We start from the raw sequence: 16,334 nt of genomic DNA, 5'->3' as shown, positions 1-16,334 counted from the left end.
GGCCAGTGCTAGAATCGCAGCAGCGTGATGGATCGGTTGTATTTCCAGGAGATTTTGACATGACTGTGCGAACACTTGACCGCGCGCCAGCGCCCTCCCCGGCCCCGCGGCGCCTTCCGCAGAAGTTAGCGATGGCGCCGCCGCTCAATGCCGGCGATCGTTTGACGCGCCCTGAATTCGAGCGCCGTTACCAGGGCCATCCTGAAATCAACAAGGCCGAACTCATCGAAGGAATCGTTCATATGCCATCACCCGTACACTTCATGTTGCATAGCCAGCCGCATAGCGACATCATGACTTGGCTGGGAATCTATCGCGCGGCTACACCTGGCGTCGTCGGCGGCGATAACGCGACTGTGCGGCTGGATTACGAGAATGTCGTTCAGCCTGATGCGCTCTTGCGCCTGGAACCCGCGCTAGGCGGCCGCTCGCAAGTCACCGAAGACGACTATCTCGCCGGCCCGCCGGAGATGGTGGTGGAGATTGCCGCCAGCAGCGCCTCGTACGATATGCACGATAAGCGCCGTGTCTACGCGCGCAACGGCGTGCCAGAATACCTGGTAGCCCAGGCTTACGAACAGCGCGTGGACTGGTTCGTTTTGCGCGACGGCGTCTACGAGCCGTTGCAGCCTGACGCCGATGGCATCCTGCGCAGCGAGGTGTTTCCGGGGCTTTGGCTGCCGATGGATGCGCTGTGGGCTGGCGACCTGGCGACGATGCTGGCAGTCGTGCAGCAGGGCCTGGCCTCCCAGGAACATGCAGCCTTCGTCGCCAGCCTGCACGCACGCCAGCCCCACCCGTAGATGTTCCAGGCTCACTTACCAGGAATGGGAAGTACCAGCGTGACCGGCTGCGGCGCAGGATCAGCGCTCCACGCAGATGTTGGGCCTGCTGGTATCTCAAGGTCTTGGCATCCTCTTCGGCCTCGTGCAAAATTGACTTAGTCCATTGCTTAGTCTACAATCCCTCACGGAGAACAGAACAATGACCGTTACGGTGAATGTACACGAGGCAAAAACACACTTCTCGAAACTACTCCAACGCGTACTCAATGGCGAAGAGATCATTATCGCCAAAGCCGGAACGCCGGTGGCCATCCTGTCACCGGTGACGGCGCCGATGGCGCGTCGCACGCCTGGCAACGACGCTGGCAAAGTCATTCTCACACCAGCCTTCGATGAGCCTTTGCCGGAGTTCGATGAATTATGAGGGTTCTCTTGGATACACACGCGTTCCTATGGTGGAACACCGACGACCCCAAGCTTTCCCAGACTGCGCGTGATGTGATTGCAGATGGACACAACGAGATCTTTCTGAGCGTGGCCAGTGCCTGGGAAATCGCCATCAAGGCCGCGCGGGGTTCATTGCTTCTGCCAGAGCTGCCAGGGCACTATGTTTCCGATCGAATGCAGCTCCATCATTTTCTGGCCCTGCCCATCCAACTCAGCCACGCATTGTACGTCTCTGACCTGCCACAGATTCATCGGGACCCGTTTGATCGAATCTTGATTGCGCAAAGCCAGCTGGAAAACCTACCCATCCTGACCTCAGACCCGGAGATTGCCCGGTATGATGTCGCAGTGATTTGGTAGCGATTAAGTCGTTTGCATTCAAATTAACTCTATGCCATCTTTACCAAACCGCATTCTGATTATCGGCCTCGACGCGGCCACGTTCTGGTTGATTGACCCATGGATCAAGGAGCAAAAGCTGCCCACCCTGGCCCGTATCCAGGCGCAGGGCGCGCGTGCGGAGCTGCGATCCAGCATTCCCTACGTCAGTGGGCCGGCCTGGGTCTCCTTTGCCACGGGCAAAAACCCTGGCAAGCACGGCTACTTCGACTTTGCGCGGCGCAAACCGGGCGACTATGCCGTCGAACTGGTCAACGCCGCGCATGTCATGGCGCCCACCCTCTGGCAGCTGCTCAGCGAGGCCGGTCAGCGCGTCGCGGTCATGAACTGCCCGGTGACCTACCCGCCTAAGCCGGTCAACGGCGTGCTGGTGGGCGACATGCTGACGCCCAGCCCCAAGAGCCAATTCACCTATCCGCCAGGGCTGCGCGAAGAGCTGTACGCGGCCGTGCCTGATTATTTGATTGAATCGGCCGAGGCCAGCGCCGACCGTGTTGCCACCAAGACGACGGTTGCAGCCAATGTGCGCCGAGGCACGACCAACCGGGCGTTGGCCACGCGCTTTTTGATGCAAAAGGCGCCCGATTGGGACTTCATGCACGTGGTCTATTCCGAAACCGACCGCATCATGACCTACCTCTGGGATGATATGGACCCCACGCATCCCCGGCATGATCCCGCGCTGGCCGCGCGCTTCGGCGGCGAGATCGAACACCACTACCGCCAGGCAGACGCTATTTTGGGCGACCTGCTGCGTGACGTCGTGGAACCTGATGGCAATACGATCCTCTTTGTCATGTCAGACCACGGTTTTGGCGGCGTTCACCGTTTCTTCTACCCCAACGTCTGGCTGCAGCAGGAGGGCTACCTGGCGCTCAAGGGCGGGCGCGGCAGCGCAGGCGCACAGGCAATTCGCGGCGCGCGCAGTTTGCTCAAGTCGCTCGGCCTGGCGCACCTGGCGCGCCAGACCCTGCGCCGCTTGCTGCCCGGCTGGGGCACAGCCGGCAAACTGCGCGAGTTTGCCTTCACCAGCAGCGTGGACTGGAGCCAGACACGCGCGTTCTGGGCTTCGGACAACGGCGTCACCATCAACGTGCGTGGGCGCGAACCCGAAGGCGTCGTCGCGCCAGGCGCCGAGTACGAGGCGCTGCGCGCTGAGATCAAGGCGCGGCTGCTGGCCCTGCGCGAGCCGCAGACCGGCGAGCGCGTGGTGGCCGAAGTCTGGAAGCGCGAGGAGATCTACACCGGTCCTTACGTAGACTGGAGCCCGGACTTGCGCGTGGTCTGGCAAGAGTACCCGGAGCAGAAGCGCACCTATTTCAATGCCGGCGAACCCTGGGCCGACGCAGCTTTTGCCTACGCCGGACAGACCGGCGACCACGCACGCGACGGCATTCTTTACGCGTATGGCCCCGGCGTGCGTCAAGGCGTGCGCCTGCCGCGGCTCAGCATCATGGACCTGGCGCCGACTGTCCTGTGGCTGCGCGGCCTACCGGTGCCGGAGGATATGGACGGCCGCGTACTGACCGACCTGTTCGAGACCGATTTTGTGGCCCGTCACCCCGTGCTGCGCGGCGCGGCCACGGGCAGCGTCACGACCGATGCGGCCGCCGAACTTTCAGCCGAGGATGAAGAAGCGCTTGCTGATCGTCTGCGCGGCCTGGGTTACATTGGATGAAGCCCATTGCGATTGACGCGCACATGGTCGGTGAACGCGAGACGGGCAATGAGACCTACACCCTCAGTCTCATCCGCGCGCTGCTGGCGCTGCCGCCGGATGAGCGCCGCGGGTTCGATTTCGTGCTGTACGCGACGGAGCCCGCACGCCTGCGTGCGCGGCTGAATCCCAACCATGCGGTGCGCATTCGCCGCATCTGGCCCGCGCCATCGCCGCTGCGGATTCCCTTCGCGATGCCCGCGGCCACCCTACGCGACCGCGCCAGCCTGCTGCACGTCAACTATGTCGCGCCGCCTGCCGGCGCTTGCCCACACGTCGTCACCGTGCACGACATTTCGTATGATATCTATCCGCGCTTTTTTTCGCCGCGCGATCGTTGGATGCTCAAAACTCTGGTGCCGTTCACGATGCGCCGCGCCGCGGCCATCATCACCGTCTCGCAGCACGCCAAGCAGGAAATCATAGCGCGTTATGGTCTGCCCGCGGACAAGATCTCCGTGACCTACGAAGCGGCTGGCGAGCAGTTCCAGCCTGTGGCCGATCCTGCCGCGCGCCTGGCCGTGCGGCAGCGGCTCGGTCTGCCGGCGCATGTCCCCTATTTCCTCGCCCTGGGCAACCTGCAGCCGCGCAAGAACATCGGCCGCCTGGTTGAAGCCTTTGCGCTGGCGCGCCAGGCCCCTGAACTGGCCTCCACGCGCCTGGTCATCGCAGGCAAGGCGCTGTGGCGCGAGTCGGAGATTTACGCCGCCGTGCAGCAGGCCGGCTTGATGGACGTAGTGCACTTCCCCGGCTATGTGGATGACGCCGATCTGCCTGCCCTCTACAGCGACGCGTTGGCCTTCGTCTACCCGTCGCTTTACGAGGGCTTTGGCCTGCCGCCCCTGGAAGCGATGGCCTGCGGCGCGCCGGTGATTTGTTCCAATGCGGCCTCGCTGCCTGAAGTGGTGGGCGATGCCGCGCTGACTATCACTCCCACCGATGCCGGCGCGCTGGCGGATGCGCTGCGCCAGGTTGTGGCCGCGCCAGCGCTGCGCGCGCAGCTCAGCCAGCGCGGACAAGCGCGCGCCGCGCAATTTACCTGGCGTCGCTGCGCGCAGGAAACGCTGGAAATCTACCGCCGGGCAAAAAAAGGCTAACCAACGATGGATGATCAGCATACGGCTTGCGGCATGGCTGCCGTGACGCGGCGTGATTTTCTGAAATTGGGCGCAGTAGTGGCCGTGGACAGCCTTCTGTTGGGGCGCATGCTGGCTGCCGCGCGCGTGCTGGCGCTGCCGCTGGACACGCAGACCGCGCCGCCCTCCCCGTCTCCCTCGCCCACACCGCCGCCCAATTTCGATGGCGAGGGTCGCATCACGATTGAACCAAACGATGGCCTGGTGGTCATGCGCCACTACACCTTGCGCGTGACGTTCGTCATTGGACCACACGGCATGAAGACTGGCGGCCGCTTCCGTTTCATCATTCCGCCTGGCCTGCCTGTCAATGACTGGTGGTCGCCGCCGCAGGTAAGCGAACCGCAGCGGGCCGGCTTCACGACGGTCAGTTGGCAAAGTCGCCTGCCGGCGCGGGTCAAACTGGAGCCGCTGGCGCGCGGGCTGCACATCTTGGTGGCTGAGGGTGAACTGCAGGCCAACGACACGATCACCCTGATCTATGGCGACACCCGACGCGGCTCGCCGGGCGCGCGCGTGCAGCGCACAGCCGCGGCCGGCATTGCGTTTCATGTGGCGTCCGATGTGGACGGCAACGATAAGTTCCGCTTGCTTAGCGCCGCGCCCACTATCACCACCGTGCCAGGCGCGCCCGCTGAGATCTACCTGGCCGCGCCCTCACAGGCGCGCAGCGGTCAGCCGTTCAGCGTGCGCGTGGCCGTACTCGATTTCTACAAGAACGTGGTGAGCGATTTTCGGGGCGCCATCAGGCTGCGCACGAGCGGCCCACGGGTATCAGCGCCGACAGCCGTCACCCTGACGCCGGCCGACGGCGGCATCAAGACGTTCAGCGTGACGCCGCGCGAGACCGGCGTCCTCTCGTTCGACGCGCAGGCGTCCGCAGGCCTGGCAGGCGCGGGCAACCCGGTCATGGTCACAGATAGCGAGCCGCCCTTTGTGCTGCTTTGGGGCGACATCCACGGCCACACCGCGCGTTCCGACGGCGGCGGCGTGCCCGAAGACTATTATCGCTATGCGCGTGACGTCGTGGGCCTGGACTTCGCCGCTTTGACCGATCATGACGATATGCTGGATGACGCCGAATGGGCCGAGTCCAAGCGCGTCACCAACCGTTTCAACGAACCTGGTCAATTTTCCACCTTAGTGGCTTACGAATGGACGCATTGGGTGCACGGGCATCGCTGCGTCTACTTCAAAAGCCAGGATGCGCCCATCATCCGGCGCACCGCGCCAGGCACGGACAATCCGGCCGGCCTGTGGGCGGCGCTGCGGCGCAGCGGCGCAGTCGTGATGACCATCGCCCATCACACGCGCGGCCTGCGCGGAACTTTCGACGGCGGCCAGGCTGAGATTGACTGGCGTGCGTTCCCGCCTCCGGCTGACCTGGAGCGCCTGGTCGAGACCTATTCGGTTCATGGGCACTGCGAAAACGAGGAGCTGGCCGGCCCAGATTTCAAGGGGCGCAAGGGCTTTGTCCAAGATGCCCTGCGCCAGGGCTTGCATCTCGGCCTGATGGCTTCCGGCGATGATCACAGCGGGCACCCAGGCTTTGGCCCTGGCGCGCATGGTGAACCGGCCGGCCTGCTTGGCATCTTTGCGCAGGCCAACACGCGCGAGGCGATCTGGGAAGCCCTGCAAGCGCGGCGGGTCATCGGCACGACGGGGCCGCGCATCATCCTCGATTTTCAGGCTGACGGGCAATGGATGGGCGCGGAGATCACCGCGTCTGCGCCCCCGCGCTTTGTGGCCCATGCCTGGGGAACCGCAGCGCTGGCCCGCTTTGAACTGCTGCGCGACGCGACGACAATTTACCGGGCGGCGTTGGACGGAACATCGAGCGCGGTGCTGGAGGCCGTGGACAATCAGCCCACCGCCCGCACACACGCCTATTATGTCCGTTTGACGCAGGTGGACGGACATATGGCCTGGGCGGGGCCGATTTGGGTTACGCGCCGCGCGCCATCTTGACGAAGCAGCCACCTGGTGGCAAAATAGACCGGCTTGTTTTTTCTTGCCCAACCGATTACCGGCGCCTGCAGCCGGATGAGGAGAGAAGGTGTTGTTCGCATGAAGATTGCTATGCTCGGTACGCGGGGTGTGCCGGCAAGCTACAGTGGCTTTGAGACGTGCGTCGAGCAGCTCGGCAGTCGCCTGGTGGCCCGCGGCCATGAGGTGACAGTTTATTGCCGCAGCCATCACGTGGACTATGATCAGCCAACCTACAAGGGGATGCGCCTCGTCAAGCTGCCAACCGTCAAGAACAAATACCTGGACACGATTGTTCATTCTTTCCTCTCCAGTTTGCATGCCTTGGGGCAGGGGTATGACATTGTGCTCTATTTCATTGCCGGCAACAGCGTGGTTTCATGGATTCCGCGCCTGGCCGGCCAAACCACCATCCTGAATGTAGATGGCCTGGACTGGAAGCGCGCCAAGTGGCCGCCGCTGGCTAAGCGCTACATCCAGTTTGCTGAGCGGATGGCCACGATCCTGCCCAATGCCTTTCTAACCGACAGCCGTGTGGTGCAGCAGTTCTATCGCGATACGTACAACGCGGATTCGCCTTACATTGCCTATGGCGCTGAGTTACCCATCCGTGCCCCCGGCCCGCAGTTGGCCCAATGGGGGCTAGAGCCGCGACGTTATGTCTTGTTCGTGGGGCGACTGGTGCCCGAAAACTGCGCCGATCACCTGGTGCAGGCGTTTCAAACGCTGCGCACCGACATGAAGTGCGTTATTGTCGGCGACGCGCCCTACGCCGAGGAATACATCGCACGCTTGAAAGCGGTTGACGACCCGCGCGTGATCTTCACCGGCTATTGCTTTGGTGAAGGTTACTGGGAATTGGCATCGAACGCCTATCTATTTGTTGAAACTTCTGGCGTTGGCGGCACTCACCCGGCGCTCGTGGAGGCCATGGCTTTTGGCAACTGCGTTGTGGCGCATGATACGGCCGAAAACCGCGAAACCGTAGACAGCGCCGGTTTCGTTTATGATGGCGCGCGCGGCGCAGCTGCCCTGGCGCCGCTCTTACAGCAGATGGTGGACGCGCCCAGCCTCGTGGCGACCTATCGTCAGAAAGCTGCCGCACGCGCGACAGCCTACTACACGTGGGAAAAAGTGACCGATGACTACGAGGCCATGTTCAAGCGCTTACGCCCCGTCATTGCCACCTCGGTCGCCGGTCGCAGCGAATGACGATCACCTTTGGCTGCGCGATCGCCTTGCGCGCTGATGCACTCAACGTCGTGCGCCTATGAATTCGTTTGTTTCAAGGAGACGACATGCGTAGGTACTATCAATCGAACTATGTGCTTTTTCTGGCGACGGCCGATCTGGCGCTGACCTGCATCTCGCTGTTCCTTGCCGGCCAAGCGCGCTTCATCCTGCCCTACGGCGTACGCTTGACAGAAAAAATGGTCACGCTGCCGTTGGTGGTCTACGCAGCGGCCGCGGTGATCTGGGGCGTCAATTTTGTTCTCTTTTCTGTGTACGATCGGCGGCGTTTGCTGCGCATCGTAGACGAGGCTCAACTGGTGACCGCCGCGGTGGCGATGTCCAACCTGGTCCTGGCTGGGCTGCTCTATCTCACGTATCGTGATGTCCCGCGTCTGTTGTTCGTCTACTTCGTCGTGCTGGATGTCTTTTTCCTGCTGATGCTGCGCCTCACCTTGCGCATTGGCTTTCGCATTGCAGGCGCGCGGCGAATGCAGGAAGTGCGCGTGCTGATCGTTGGCGCCGGCAAGGTGGGCCGCCAGGTTGCGCAGGAGATTCAGACGCAAAGCTGGACTGGCCTGACCTTGGTCGGTTATCTCGATGACGACCCGACGAAACAGGAAAGCGTTCTGGAGGGCGCGCCTGTACTGGGGCAGTTGGAAGCGGCGAATCGCCTGGTGCAGAGCCAGCGCATTGATGAAGTCATCCTGGCCTTGCCTCTGCGCGCTCACGGCCCGTTGGAGGATCTGGTTCTGGCCCTCCAAACCCTGCCGGTGCGTGTGCGCGTCGTGCCCGACTTCTTTGATCTCGCCATCTTCCGCGCCACCATTGAAGATTTTGGCGGCATCCCACTCATCGGCCTGCGCGATCCCGCCATTGACGGCTACAATCGCACCATCAAACGCGCCTTTGATCTGGTGATCGCCACGCTTGGCCTTCTGCTTGTGTGGCCGATCATGCTCCTGGTCGCCGTCGCGATCAAGCTCGATTCGCCTGGGCCTGTGTTCTTCAAGCAGTCGCGCGTGGGAGAAAATGCGCGCGTGTTCACCATGATCAAATTCCGTTCCATGGTCGTAGATGCAGAGCAGCGTCAGGCCGAGGTAATGAAGACCACCGACAACGGCGTGGTCATGCACAAAACCGCCAATGATCCGCGGATTACACGCGTGGGGCATTTCATTCGGCGCACCAGTCTTGACGAGATTCCCCAGCTTTTCAACGTGCTCAAAGGCGATATGAGCCTGGTTGGTCCGCGGCCCGAACTGCCATTTTTGGTTGAACGGTATGAACGCTGGCAGCGGCAGCGCTTCGCCGTGCCGCCCGGCATCACCGGTTGGTGGCAGATCAATGGTCGCAGTGACAAGTTGATGCATCTGCATACAGAAGACGACCTGTATTATATCCGCAATTACTCTCCCTTGCTTGATCTACAGATTCTCTGGCGAACCATTGCGGTTGTTTTGCGCGGGCGGGGCGCCTATTGAGCGCATCACAAGCAACACAGCCGCCGTAGTCGCCGCATTTGGCGTAGGATTACCCAAACGAAGTATTGCTATCTACGGCCCATTGTGTTATTCTATTGCTCGCAGGCGCACAATCTATCGCCATCGTTGCGTCAATAGTTGTTTAATCGGAGGAAATCTCAATGAAGCGTTCACGTCTACTAATGATCTTCAGCGTCGTTTTAACCCTGGCCCTGCTGGCGACGCCAGCTTTCGCCGCCGACCCGAACCCCGGTTCGGGCAGCGCCGATGTGACAGTCATGAATGCCGACACCAACACGGGCGGCGCTGCATCCACCGTGCTGGCCCAGTATTACAGCCAGGCTGGCACGCTGTCCAACACGCGTCAGCAGAACGTGGCCCCGCTCGGCTCCTACCAGTTCCGCGCCGCCGATTCTGGCCTGCCGGACAACTGGGTCGGCGCTATGGTGCTCTCGGCCAGCACTGAACTGGCCGCAGTCGCCACCATTCAGTGGACCGGCGGCTCCGCCGGCGACGGCGTCGAAGCCGACTCGTATTCTGGCTTTGCCAGCGGTTCCAGCCGCATGAACGTGCCGTTTGCCGTGTATGCACCCAATGCGCAGTACACCGTGTTCTCGGTGCAGAACACCGAGAGCGCCACGACGGCCAACATCACCATGAAGTACTACAACCGCGCCGGCAACCTCGATGCCACCATTACCGATACGATTCCGCCGAACGGTCAAAAGATGTATGACCTGCACATTCCGGGCGCGAAGATTCCGGTGTGGGGCAACATTCCGTACTTCCAGAGCAATGGCAACTGGACAGGCGCGCTGGTGATTGAAACGGCCAGCTCCGACCAGAAGGTCGCTGCGGTGGCGAACAACTTCTGGCCTCGCTACAGCGTGGCCTTCAACGCCTCGAGCCGCGGCGCGCGCAAGCTGTTCGTACCCTCGGTCGAGCACCGCTACTCCAACCCCAACACTGACAACGGTTGGCTTGGCTTCAGCGTGACCATCGTGCAGAACCTGGGCACGAGCAACACCTCTGTGACGCTCAAGTACATCAACAAAGACACCCAGAACATTGACCTGACCCTGGGCCCGATCACCCTCGGCCCTGGCGTGGCGGTCGGTTGTAACACACGTTCGGGCGGCGCTGGTTGTACCGCCGCCGGAACCTACAACACGCTCGGCGCCCTCTGGGCTGGCTCGGTCATTGTCGAATCTACGTCCCAGGACGTGGCGGCTATCTCCTACTCCATTCGCCCACGTGACAACGAGGCTGGCGCCTACACCGGCGCGGATTCGTCCAACGCAGGCAACAACACGTTCCTGTCGGAAGTCTATCAGATCGGCGGCGGCGGCAGCGCCCGCACGCTGTGGTCGCTGATGCGTCTGCAGAACGTGTCGAGCAACACAGCCACCGTTCAGGTGCGCTTCATCAATCGTGACGGCACCATCGTCAACTCGGCCACGCAGAATATCACCATCGCGGGCGAGAAGTCCTTCAATTTCAACCTGCGCGAGGACAATCCGATCAACCTCGGCGGCAACTGGTCGGGCGCGGTTCACATCAGCTCCAATCAGCCGCTGGCCGTCGTCGTGGAAAACCTGTGGGGCCTGAGCAAGCTCGCTGCCTATAACGGCTACAGCCGCTAAACCCTTCGGCTTGCGTTGATTCTTCAAGAGCCACCGAGTTCATCGGTGGCTCTTTTTTTGCCCTGTGGGCGCTGGTTGGCAGCTTCTTTGCGCTCGCTGTGGCCTCTGCGGTCAAAACCGCAAGGGGCGGTCACACAGGGCCACCCTACTGCTGGCTCTCTAGCAGGGCGCTTGGCGGCTCACTGACCCTGTGGTATAATGCCATTCACTTTCACCGTCCATGCCTGTATCTCATTGATTTCCGGGCACCCAATTCATCTGCCACAGGAGTAAATGCACTGTATGGAACTCACGACATCAGAATTGAAGCGTTGTGTTCTTGTCAACATCAGCGGCCGCATTGATGGCAGCACCGCGCCTGAGCTAGAACAAACCTTGAAGACGCTCCTCGACTCAGGTCACTATCGGTTTGTGCTGGATGTTGGCGGCGTCACGTTTTTGAGCAGCGCGGGCATTCGCGTGTTGGTCAGCACCTGGCGCGCCGCGCGCCGGTTCAATCGAGGCGATTTGCGCCTGGCCAATGTCCCTGCCCGCATCAGCGAGGTGTTGGACCTGACTGGTCTCAACGACCATTTTGCCCAGTTCAGCAGCACAGTGGAAGCTGTCGGCAGCTTCTAGCGCGCCTGAACCAACCTGGTGCGTTTCCCTCCCCTGCCAGTCTGGCGCGTCCAGCTATCTGCCATGCCGCGAGAACGATGAGTGCCTATGAGCATGCGCTGGCAACTAACGATTGCAAGCGACCCGCACAACCTGCCCTTCATTGCTCAGTTCGTGCGTGACGCGGCCCGCGCAGCCGGCTTGCACGAGGATGCTATCTTTGCGATCGAACTGGCGTGCGACGAAGCCTGCAACAATGTGATTGAACATGCCTACCGCAGCATGGATGGCCCCTTGCACCTCACCTGTTCAGTGCACCAGGCAGACTTCGTCGTTGAGATTCAAGATCAAGGACAGCCGTTCGATCCCACCAGCGTCCGGCCCCCAAAACGCAAACGCCGGCCGGCCGACTTGCCCGTTGGCGGCCTGGGCATTCACCTCATGCGCCAGCTCATGGATGTCGTTGAATACCGCTTTAGCTCAGAAACCGGCAACCACTTGACCATGGTAAAGCGCAACGTGGCGCCGTTGTCTGCGCAAGGAGAGGCGTGAGGTATGGCCGACATTCTGCCAGTCGGCCGCGACACACGGCCGCCTGTGGGGCGAGCGCCCATCCATCTCGACGAACTGCGCGCCCTGGCCGAAGCGGGCCAGGCTATTGTGCAGGCGCAGATGAACGAAGATCAGCTCTGTGAGCTGATCTTTGAGCACGCGACGCGCCTGATGGATGCTTCCAGCTTTCATCTAGGCCTCTTCGATAAAGATGACTTTGTCATCAAGGTGTGGCTGCGGCACGGCAAGCGGCTGGCTGGCGCCCGTTTTGTAGGCGGCGCCAACGAAGGCATCGTAGGCTGGCTGCGTCGCAACCGCCAGCCGCTGCTGGTGAACGATTTTCAAACCGAGATGGAACATCTGCCCGCGCGCCCGCGTTACGACGATGAACATCCCCCGCGTTCAGCCATCTTTGTGCCCATCCTCGCCGGTGAACTGGCGATTGGCAGCCTGGCCGTGCAACATGACGAGCCAGGCGCCTACAGCGAAGAAAACCTGCGCACCCTCTTCATCATTGCCAACCAGGCGGGCGTCGCCCTGGTCAATGCCCGCCTCTATCAGGTGGTCGAGCGTCGCGCGCGCCAATTACAAACCGTGGCGCAGGTCAGCCGCAAGGTCGCCGCGATCTTGGACCTCGATCAACTGCTGAACCAGGTGGTCGAGCTGATTCGTGACCGCTTCGGCTACTATCACGTCCAGATCTTCCTGGTAGCCCAGGGGACGGGACGCGCCTATTTCCGCGCCAGCACCGGCCACAACCTGAACCAAATGTGGCTGCGCCGCGGCCGCTTCGTACGTATCGGCGTCGAGGGCATCATCGGTTGGGTGGCTCAGCACGGCCAACCCTTGCTGGCCAATGATGTTTCACAAGAGACGCGCTATTTTCCTGATGACCCGCGCCTCTTGCCCGATACGCGCGCCGAACTGGCTGTGCCGTTGATGGTAGAAGATCGCGTACTGGGCGTCCTGGACGTGCAGGCCCGTGAACTGAACGCGTTTAGTTCCGAAGACCTGTTCATCCTGGCTACCCTGGCTGATCAGATTGCGGTAGCGGTGGAAGATGCGCGCCTGTATCAAGAGGCCAAAGACGAAGCGGCCATTTCCAGTTCACTGCTCGATGTCGCTAATGCCATTGCGCGACCTTACCGTGTGTCTGACCTGGCAAACACCGTAGCCAGCCTGACGCCATCCCTGGCTGGGGTAGACCGCTGCACGGTTCTGATTTGGGATCGCGACCAGGCCGCGTATGAAGTGCTCGCCAGCCAATGTCAGCCCTCCTCCCGCGGAGTGCAGCCAGTTGAAACGGGGCTGCGTGTGACAGCGAGCGAATTCCCGCTGCTTGATCGGGTTTGCCGGGAGCGCCGGCCACTCTGGGTGGAAGATGTCAGCGCCGGCGACTTGGTGCCCGCAGAGATTGTGAAGCGCTACGGCACGCAGGCCATCTTGGCGGTGCCGCTGATTGTGCAGGACGAGGTCCTGGGCGCGCTGGTGGTGGATGAGGTGGATGGGCCGCACATCTTCAGCAGTCGCCAGGTCGAGATGGTGCGCGGCGTAGCCAGCCAATTGGCGGTGGCGATCGAAAGCGCCCGCCTGGTGCTGCAAGAGGCGGAGCGCGTGCGCATGGGCGAGGAACTGCGACTGGCGCATGAGATCCAGGCCAGTTTTCTGCCCGCGACCAATCCGTCGCTGCCAGGTTATGACATTGCCCATGTCTGGCTGGCCGCACGCGAAATGGCCGGCGACTTCTTTGATTTTGTTCCGCTGGCGGCGCGACGCCTGGGATTGGTCATTGCCGATGTGTCCGACAAGGGCGTGCCGGCGGCGCTTTTCATGGCCCTGGCCAGCATCCTGGTGCGCGTGATCGCGGCCGATCGGCGCTCACCCGCGCGCGTGCTGCGGCGCGTCAACGAGCTGCTGTTGGCCAACAGCCGTTCAGACATGTTCGTGACGCTTTGGTATGGCGTGCTCGACCCCCAACGGCACGAGCTGGTTTTTGCCAACGCCGGGCACAATCCGCCGCTGCTCCTGACCGCGGCCAACGGCCAGATACGCCTGCTGCGTAAGCATGGTCTCATCCTCGGCGTGCTCCCCTCCGTCGCATTGGAGGATGACCGTGTGCCGTTGGCGCCGGGCGACGTCCTGATTCTTTATACCGATGGCGTCATTGACCCCATCAACCTGAACGAAGAGTCGTTCGAGATGACGCGCTTGCAAGCCGTGGTGCAGGCCCACCAGGCGCACAGCGCCGCTCAAATTGCGGAGGCGATCAAGGCGGAGGTACGCGAGTTTGTCGGGCTTGCGCCGCAGTTTGATGACTTGACCTTGGTTGTAGTCAAACGCCTGCCTGCCTAACCGAAGGATCATCATGTTGGCTTTACCGTTACATCCCCGTTTTGTACATTTTCCTGTGACGCTTTTGGCGCTGTCGGTAGTCTTATACCTGCTGCATCTCTGGCGACCGCGGGGTTGGCAAGGGATGCGCTGGGAACGGCTGAGCCTGGCCAGTCTGGCGCTGGGGTGGCTGATGATCTTGCCCGCGGCTGTTACCGGCTTGATTGACCAGAATGCGATAGCTTTGGATTCACCCGCGCGCGTGGCGGCGAACAACCATATCACCGCCGTTTTTGCCACGGTGATCGCTTTTGGCGCGGCGCTCTACCTCCGTCTGCGCCGCGGCGCCGCATCCGACTCGGCGCCGAACCGCTGGTACGTCTTGGCCTTGCTCGTGCTGGGTTTGGTCGCGCTCATCATCACGGGTGAATTGGGCGGGCGGCTGGTTTACGAATTTGGGATCGGCCAACGGTGAGGCCAATGGGAGATGGAGAGTGATAGATGAGGACGGGGGGATAAAGGCGGATAATGGAACAGAAAATGCCAGAAGCAAAGCGCGTGACGAAACTGTATACGGGGGTGGGGGACGAGGGCTATACCGGGCTGCTCGGTCGCGATCGGGTGCCCAAGTACGATATTCGGCCGGAAGCCTATGGCACCGTGGATGAAGCCTCTTCTGCCTTAGGCCTGGCGCGTGCCACAGTCAAAGATGCAGAGACGGCTGAGATCATCTTAGGCGTGCAGCGCGATCTATACGCCATGATGGCTGACCTGGCGACGCTGCCGGAGGCCGCCACACGGCCGCCGTGGCTGCATCCACAGAGCACAGAGTGCCTGGAGTCGCTGATTGGCCGTCTGGAATCGGCGGTTGAGCTGCCGCCCGCGTTCATCGTCGCCGGCGACAGCGTCGCTGGCGCGCACCTCGACCTGGCGCGCACGATCATCCGCCGCGCCGAGCGCATCGTGGCGCGTTTGCAGCACGACGGCAAGCTGCGCAACGAGGAGCCATTGCGGTATCTCAACCGCCTCAGCAGCCTGCTCTTTCTCCTGGCGCGCTTGGAAGACAAGGCGGCCGGCGTTGAGGCATTTACCCTGGCCCGGCTCAGCTAGGATGGTTGCCAACCGCGGAGGTTGGGAAAAACAAGCAGATGAGGGAGCGTGAGATGGATAGACTTGGCGCGCACATGTCCGTGGCTGGCGGCGTGAGCAAAGCGTTTGAACGGGCGCAGTCCATTGACTGCGGCACGATGCAGATTTTTACGCGCAATCAGAACCAGTGGAAATGCAAACCATTGGAAACGACGGAGATTGCACGCTATCACGAATGGGCGCAGCGCACCGGCATCGCGCCGGTGGTGGCGCACGCCTCTTACCTGATCAATCTAGGCTCGCCGTCCGACGAGTTATGGGACAAGTCGGTCGAGGCGTACCAGGTGGAACTAGAGCGCGCGGATCAGTTAAGCATCCTGGGCGTCGTGCTGCACCCTGGTTCCTCCATGGGCGCGGGCGAGGAGGCGGGCAAACGCCGCATTGCGCAGGGGCTGGATCGAGTCCACGCGGCGACGCCGACCGCAGAGACGTTGACCCTGCTGGAAATTACCGCTGGTCAGGGCGATCATCTGGGTTTTCGTTTCGAGCAGTTGGCCGATATCATTGCCGCCCTGGACGCGCCAGGCCGCGTCGGCATCTGTTTTGACACCTGTCACGCGCTGGCCGCCGGTTATGAGTTCCGCAACGCCGATGATTATCAACGCATGTGGGATACATTCGACAAGGCCTTAGGATTGGAGAGACTGAAGGTTTTTCATCTCAACGACTCCAAGAAGGACCTGGGCAGCCGCGTGGACCGCCATACGCACATCGGCGAGGGCTTTCTGGGGTTGACGCCTTTTCGCCTGCTCCTGAACGATGCCCGCTTCCAGGCGCTGCCGATGATCCTGGAAACGCCCAAAGAGGAAGACATGGCGGATGATGTCATGAACCTGGCGCGGCTGCGTGAGCTGATCGAACGCTAGAGAAGCGCAGGG

The 16,334-nt window shown here is 61.8% G+C and carries 15 protein-coding genes; all 15 read left to right on the top strand.

What is annotated here, in order from left to right; all coding sequences use genetic code 11:
* Positions 1–59 precede the first annotated feature (59 nt).
* The 15 genes from ACPQ6D_RS00465 (at position 60) to ACPQ6D_RS00395 (ending at position 16,322) form a co-directional block, all read left to right on the top strand.
* Positions 60–803: a Uma2 family endonuclease gene (locus ACPQ6D_RS00465; RefSeq protein ID WP_423222314.1), complete on the top strand. Its 744-nt coding sequence runs from the start codon at positions 60–62 to the stop codon at positions 801–803.
* A gap of 181 nt (positions 804–984) precedes the next feature.
* Entirely contained in the window at positions 985–1,209 is a 225-nt protein-coding gene (locus ACPQ6D_RS00460; RefSeq protein WP_423222313.1) for a type II toxin-antitoxin system Phd/YefM family antitoxin, read from the top strand.
* 8 nt (positions 1,210–1,217) lie between these two features.
* Positions 1,218–1,592, top strand: coding sequence for a type II toxin-antitoxin system VapC family toxin (locus tag ACPQ6D_RS00455; RefSeq protein WP_423222312.1), 375 nt, complete (start codon positions 1,218–1,220; stop codon positions 1,590–1,592).
* 31 nt (positions 1,593–1,623) lie between these two features.
* Positions 1,624–3,309: an alkaline phosphatase family protein gene (locus ACPQ6D_RS00450; protein WP_423222311.1), complete on the top strand. Its 1,686-nt coding sequence runs from the start codon at positions 1,624–1,626 to the stop codon at positions 3,307–3,309.
* Entirely contained in the window at positions 3,306–4,445 is a 1,140-nt protein-coding gene (locus ACPQ6D_RS00445; protein ID WP_423222310.1) for a glycosyltransferase family 4 protein, read from the top strand. Before ACPQ6D_RS00450 ends, ACPQ6D_RS00445 begins: the two co-directional genes overlap by 4 nt.
* Positions 4,446–4,451: 6 nt before the next feature.
* A complete protein-coding gene (locus tag ACPQ6D_RS00440) occupies positions 4,452–6,452 on the top strand; it encodes a CehA/McbA family metallohydrolase (RefSeq protein WP_423222309.1) in 2,001 nt (666 codons plus the stop codon).
* A gap of 99 nt (positions 6,453–6,551) precedes the next feature.
* Positions 6,552–7,682 carry a glycosyltransferase gene (locus ACPQ6D_RS00435; RefSeq protein ID WP_423222308.1) on the top strand — a complete coding sequence of 377 codons (1,131 nt, stop codon included), beginning with the start codon at positions 6,552–6,554 and terminating at the stop codon, positions 7,680–7,682.
* A gap of 86 nt (positions 7,683–7,768) precedes the next feature.
* Positions 7,769–9,184, top strand: a complete 1,416-nt coding sequence (locus ACPQ6D_RS00430) for an undecaprenyl-phosphate glucose phosphotransferase (protein ID WP_423222307.1) — start codon at positions 7,769–7,771, stop codon at positions 9,182–9,184.
* A gap of 161 nt (positions 9,185–9,345) precedes the next feature.
* Complete coding sequence (locus ACPQ6D_RS00425) at positions 9,346–10,827, top strand: hypothetical protein (protein ID WP_423222306.1); 1,482 nt, start codon at positions 9,346–9,348, stop codon at positions 10,825–10,827.
* A gap of 282 nt (positions 10,828–11,109) precedes the next feature.
* Entirely contained in the window at positions 11,110–11,445 is a 336-nt protein-coding gene (locus ACPQ6D_RS00420; RefSeq protein WP_423222305.1) for an STAS domain-containing protein, read from the top strand.
* Positions 11,446–11,538: 93 nt separating this feature from the next.
* Entirely contained in the window at positions 11,539–11,976 is a 438-nt protein-coding gene (locus ACPQ6D_RS00415; protein WP_423222304.1) for an ATP-binding protein, read from the top strand.
* 3 nt (positions 11,977–11,979) lie between these two features.
* Positions 11,980–14,328: a SpoIIE family protein phosphatase gene (locus ACPQ6D_RS00410; RefSeq protein ID WP_423222303.1), complete on the top strand. Its 2,349-nt coding sequence runs from the start codon at positions 11,980–11,982 to the stop codon at positions 14,326–14,328.
* 13 nt (positions 14,329–14,341) lie between these two features.
* Positions 14,342–14,782, top strand: a complete 441-nt coding sequence (locus ACPQ6D_RS00405; protein ID WP_423222302.1) for a DUF2231 domain-containing protein — start codon at positions 14,342–14,344, stop codon at positions 14,780–14,782.
* 65 nt (positions 14,783–14,847) lie between these two features.
* A complete protein-coding gene (locus ACPQ6D_RS00400) occupies positions 14,848–15,417 on the top strand; it encodes a cob(I)yrinic acid a,c-diamide adenosyltransferase (protein ID WP_423222301.1) in 570 nt (189 codons plus the stop codon).
* A 53-nt stretch (positions 15,418–15,470) separates the two neighbouring features.
* On the top strand, positions 15,471–16,322 hold the full coding sequence (locus ACPQ6D_RS00395) for a deoxyribonuclease IV (RefSeq protein ID WP_423222300.1): 852 nt from the start codon (positions 15,471–15,473) through the stop codon (positions 16,320–16,322).
* Positions 16,323–16,334: the final 12 nt, after the last annotated feature.

It is taken from the genome of Candidatus Amarolinea aalborgensis, assembly GCF_900491745.1.
Lineage (GTDB): Bacteria > Chloroflexota > Anaerolineae > SSC4 > Amarolineaceae > Amarolinea > Amarolinea aalborgensis.
The sequence above is the reverse complement of the archived record's forward strand: the minus strand, read 5'-3'. Positions and strand labels throughout refer to the sequence as shown.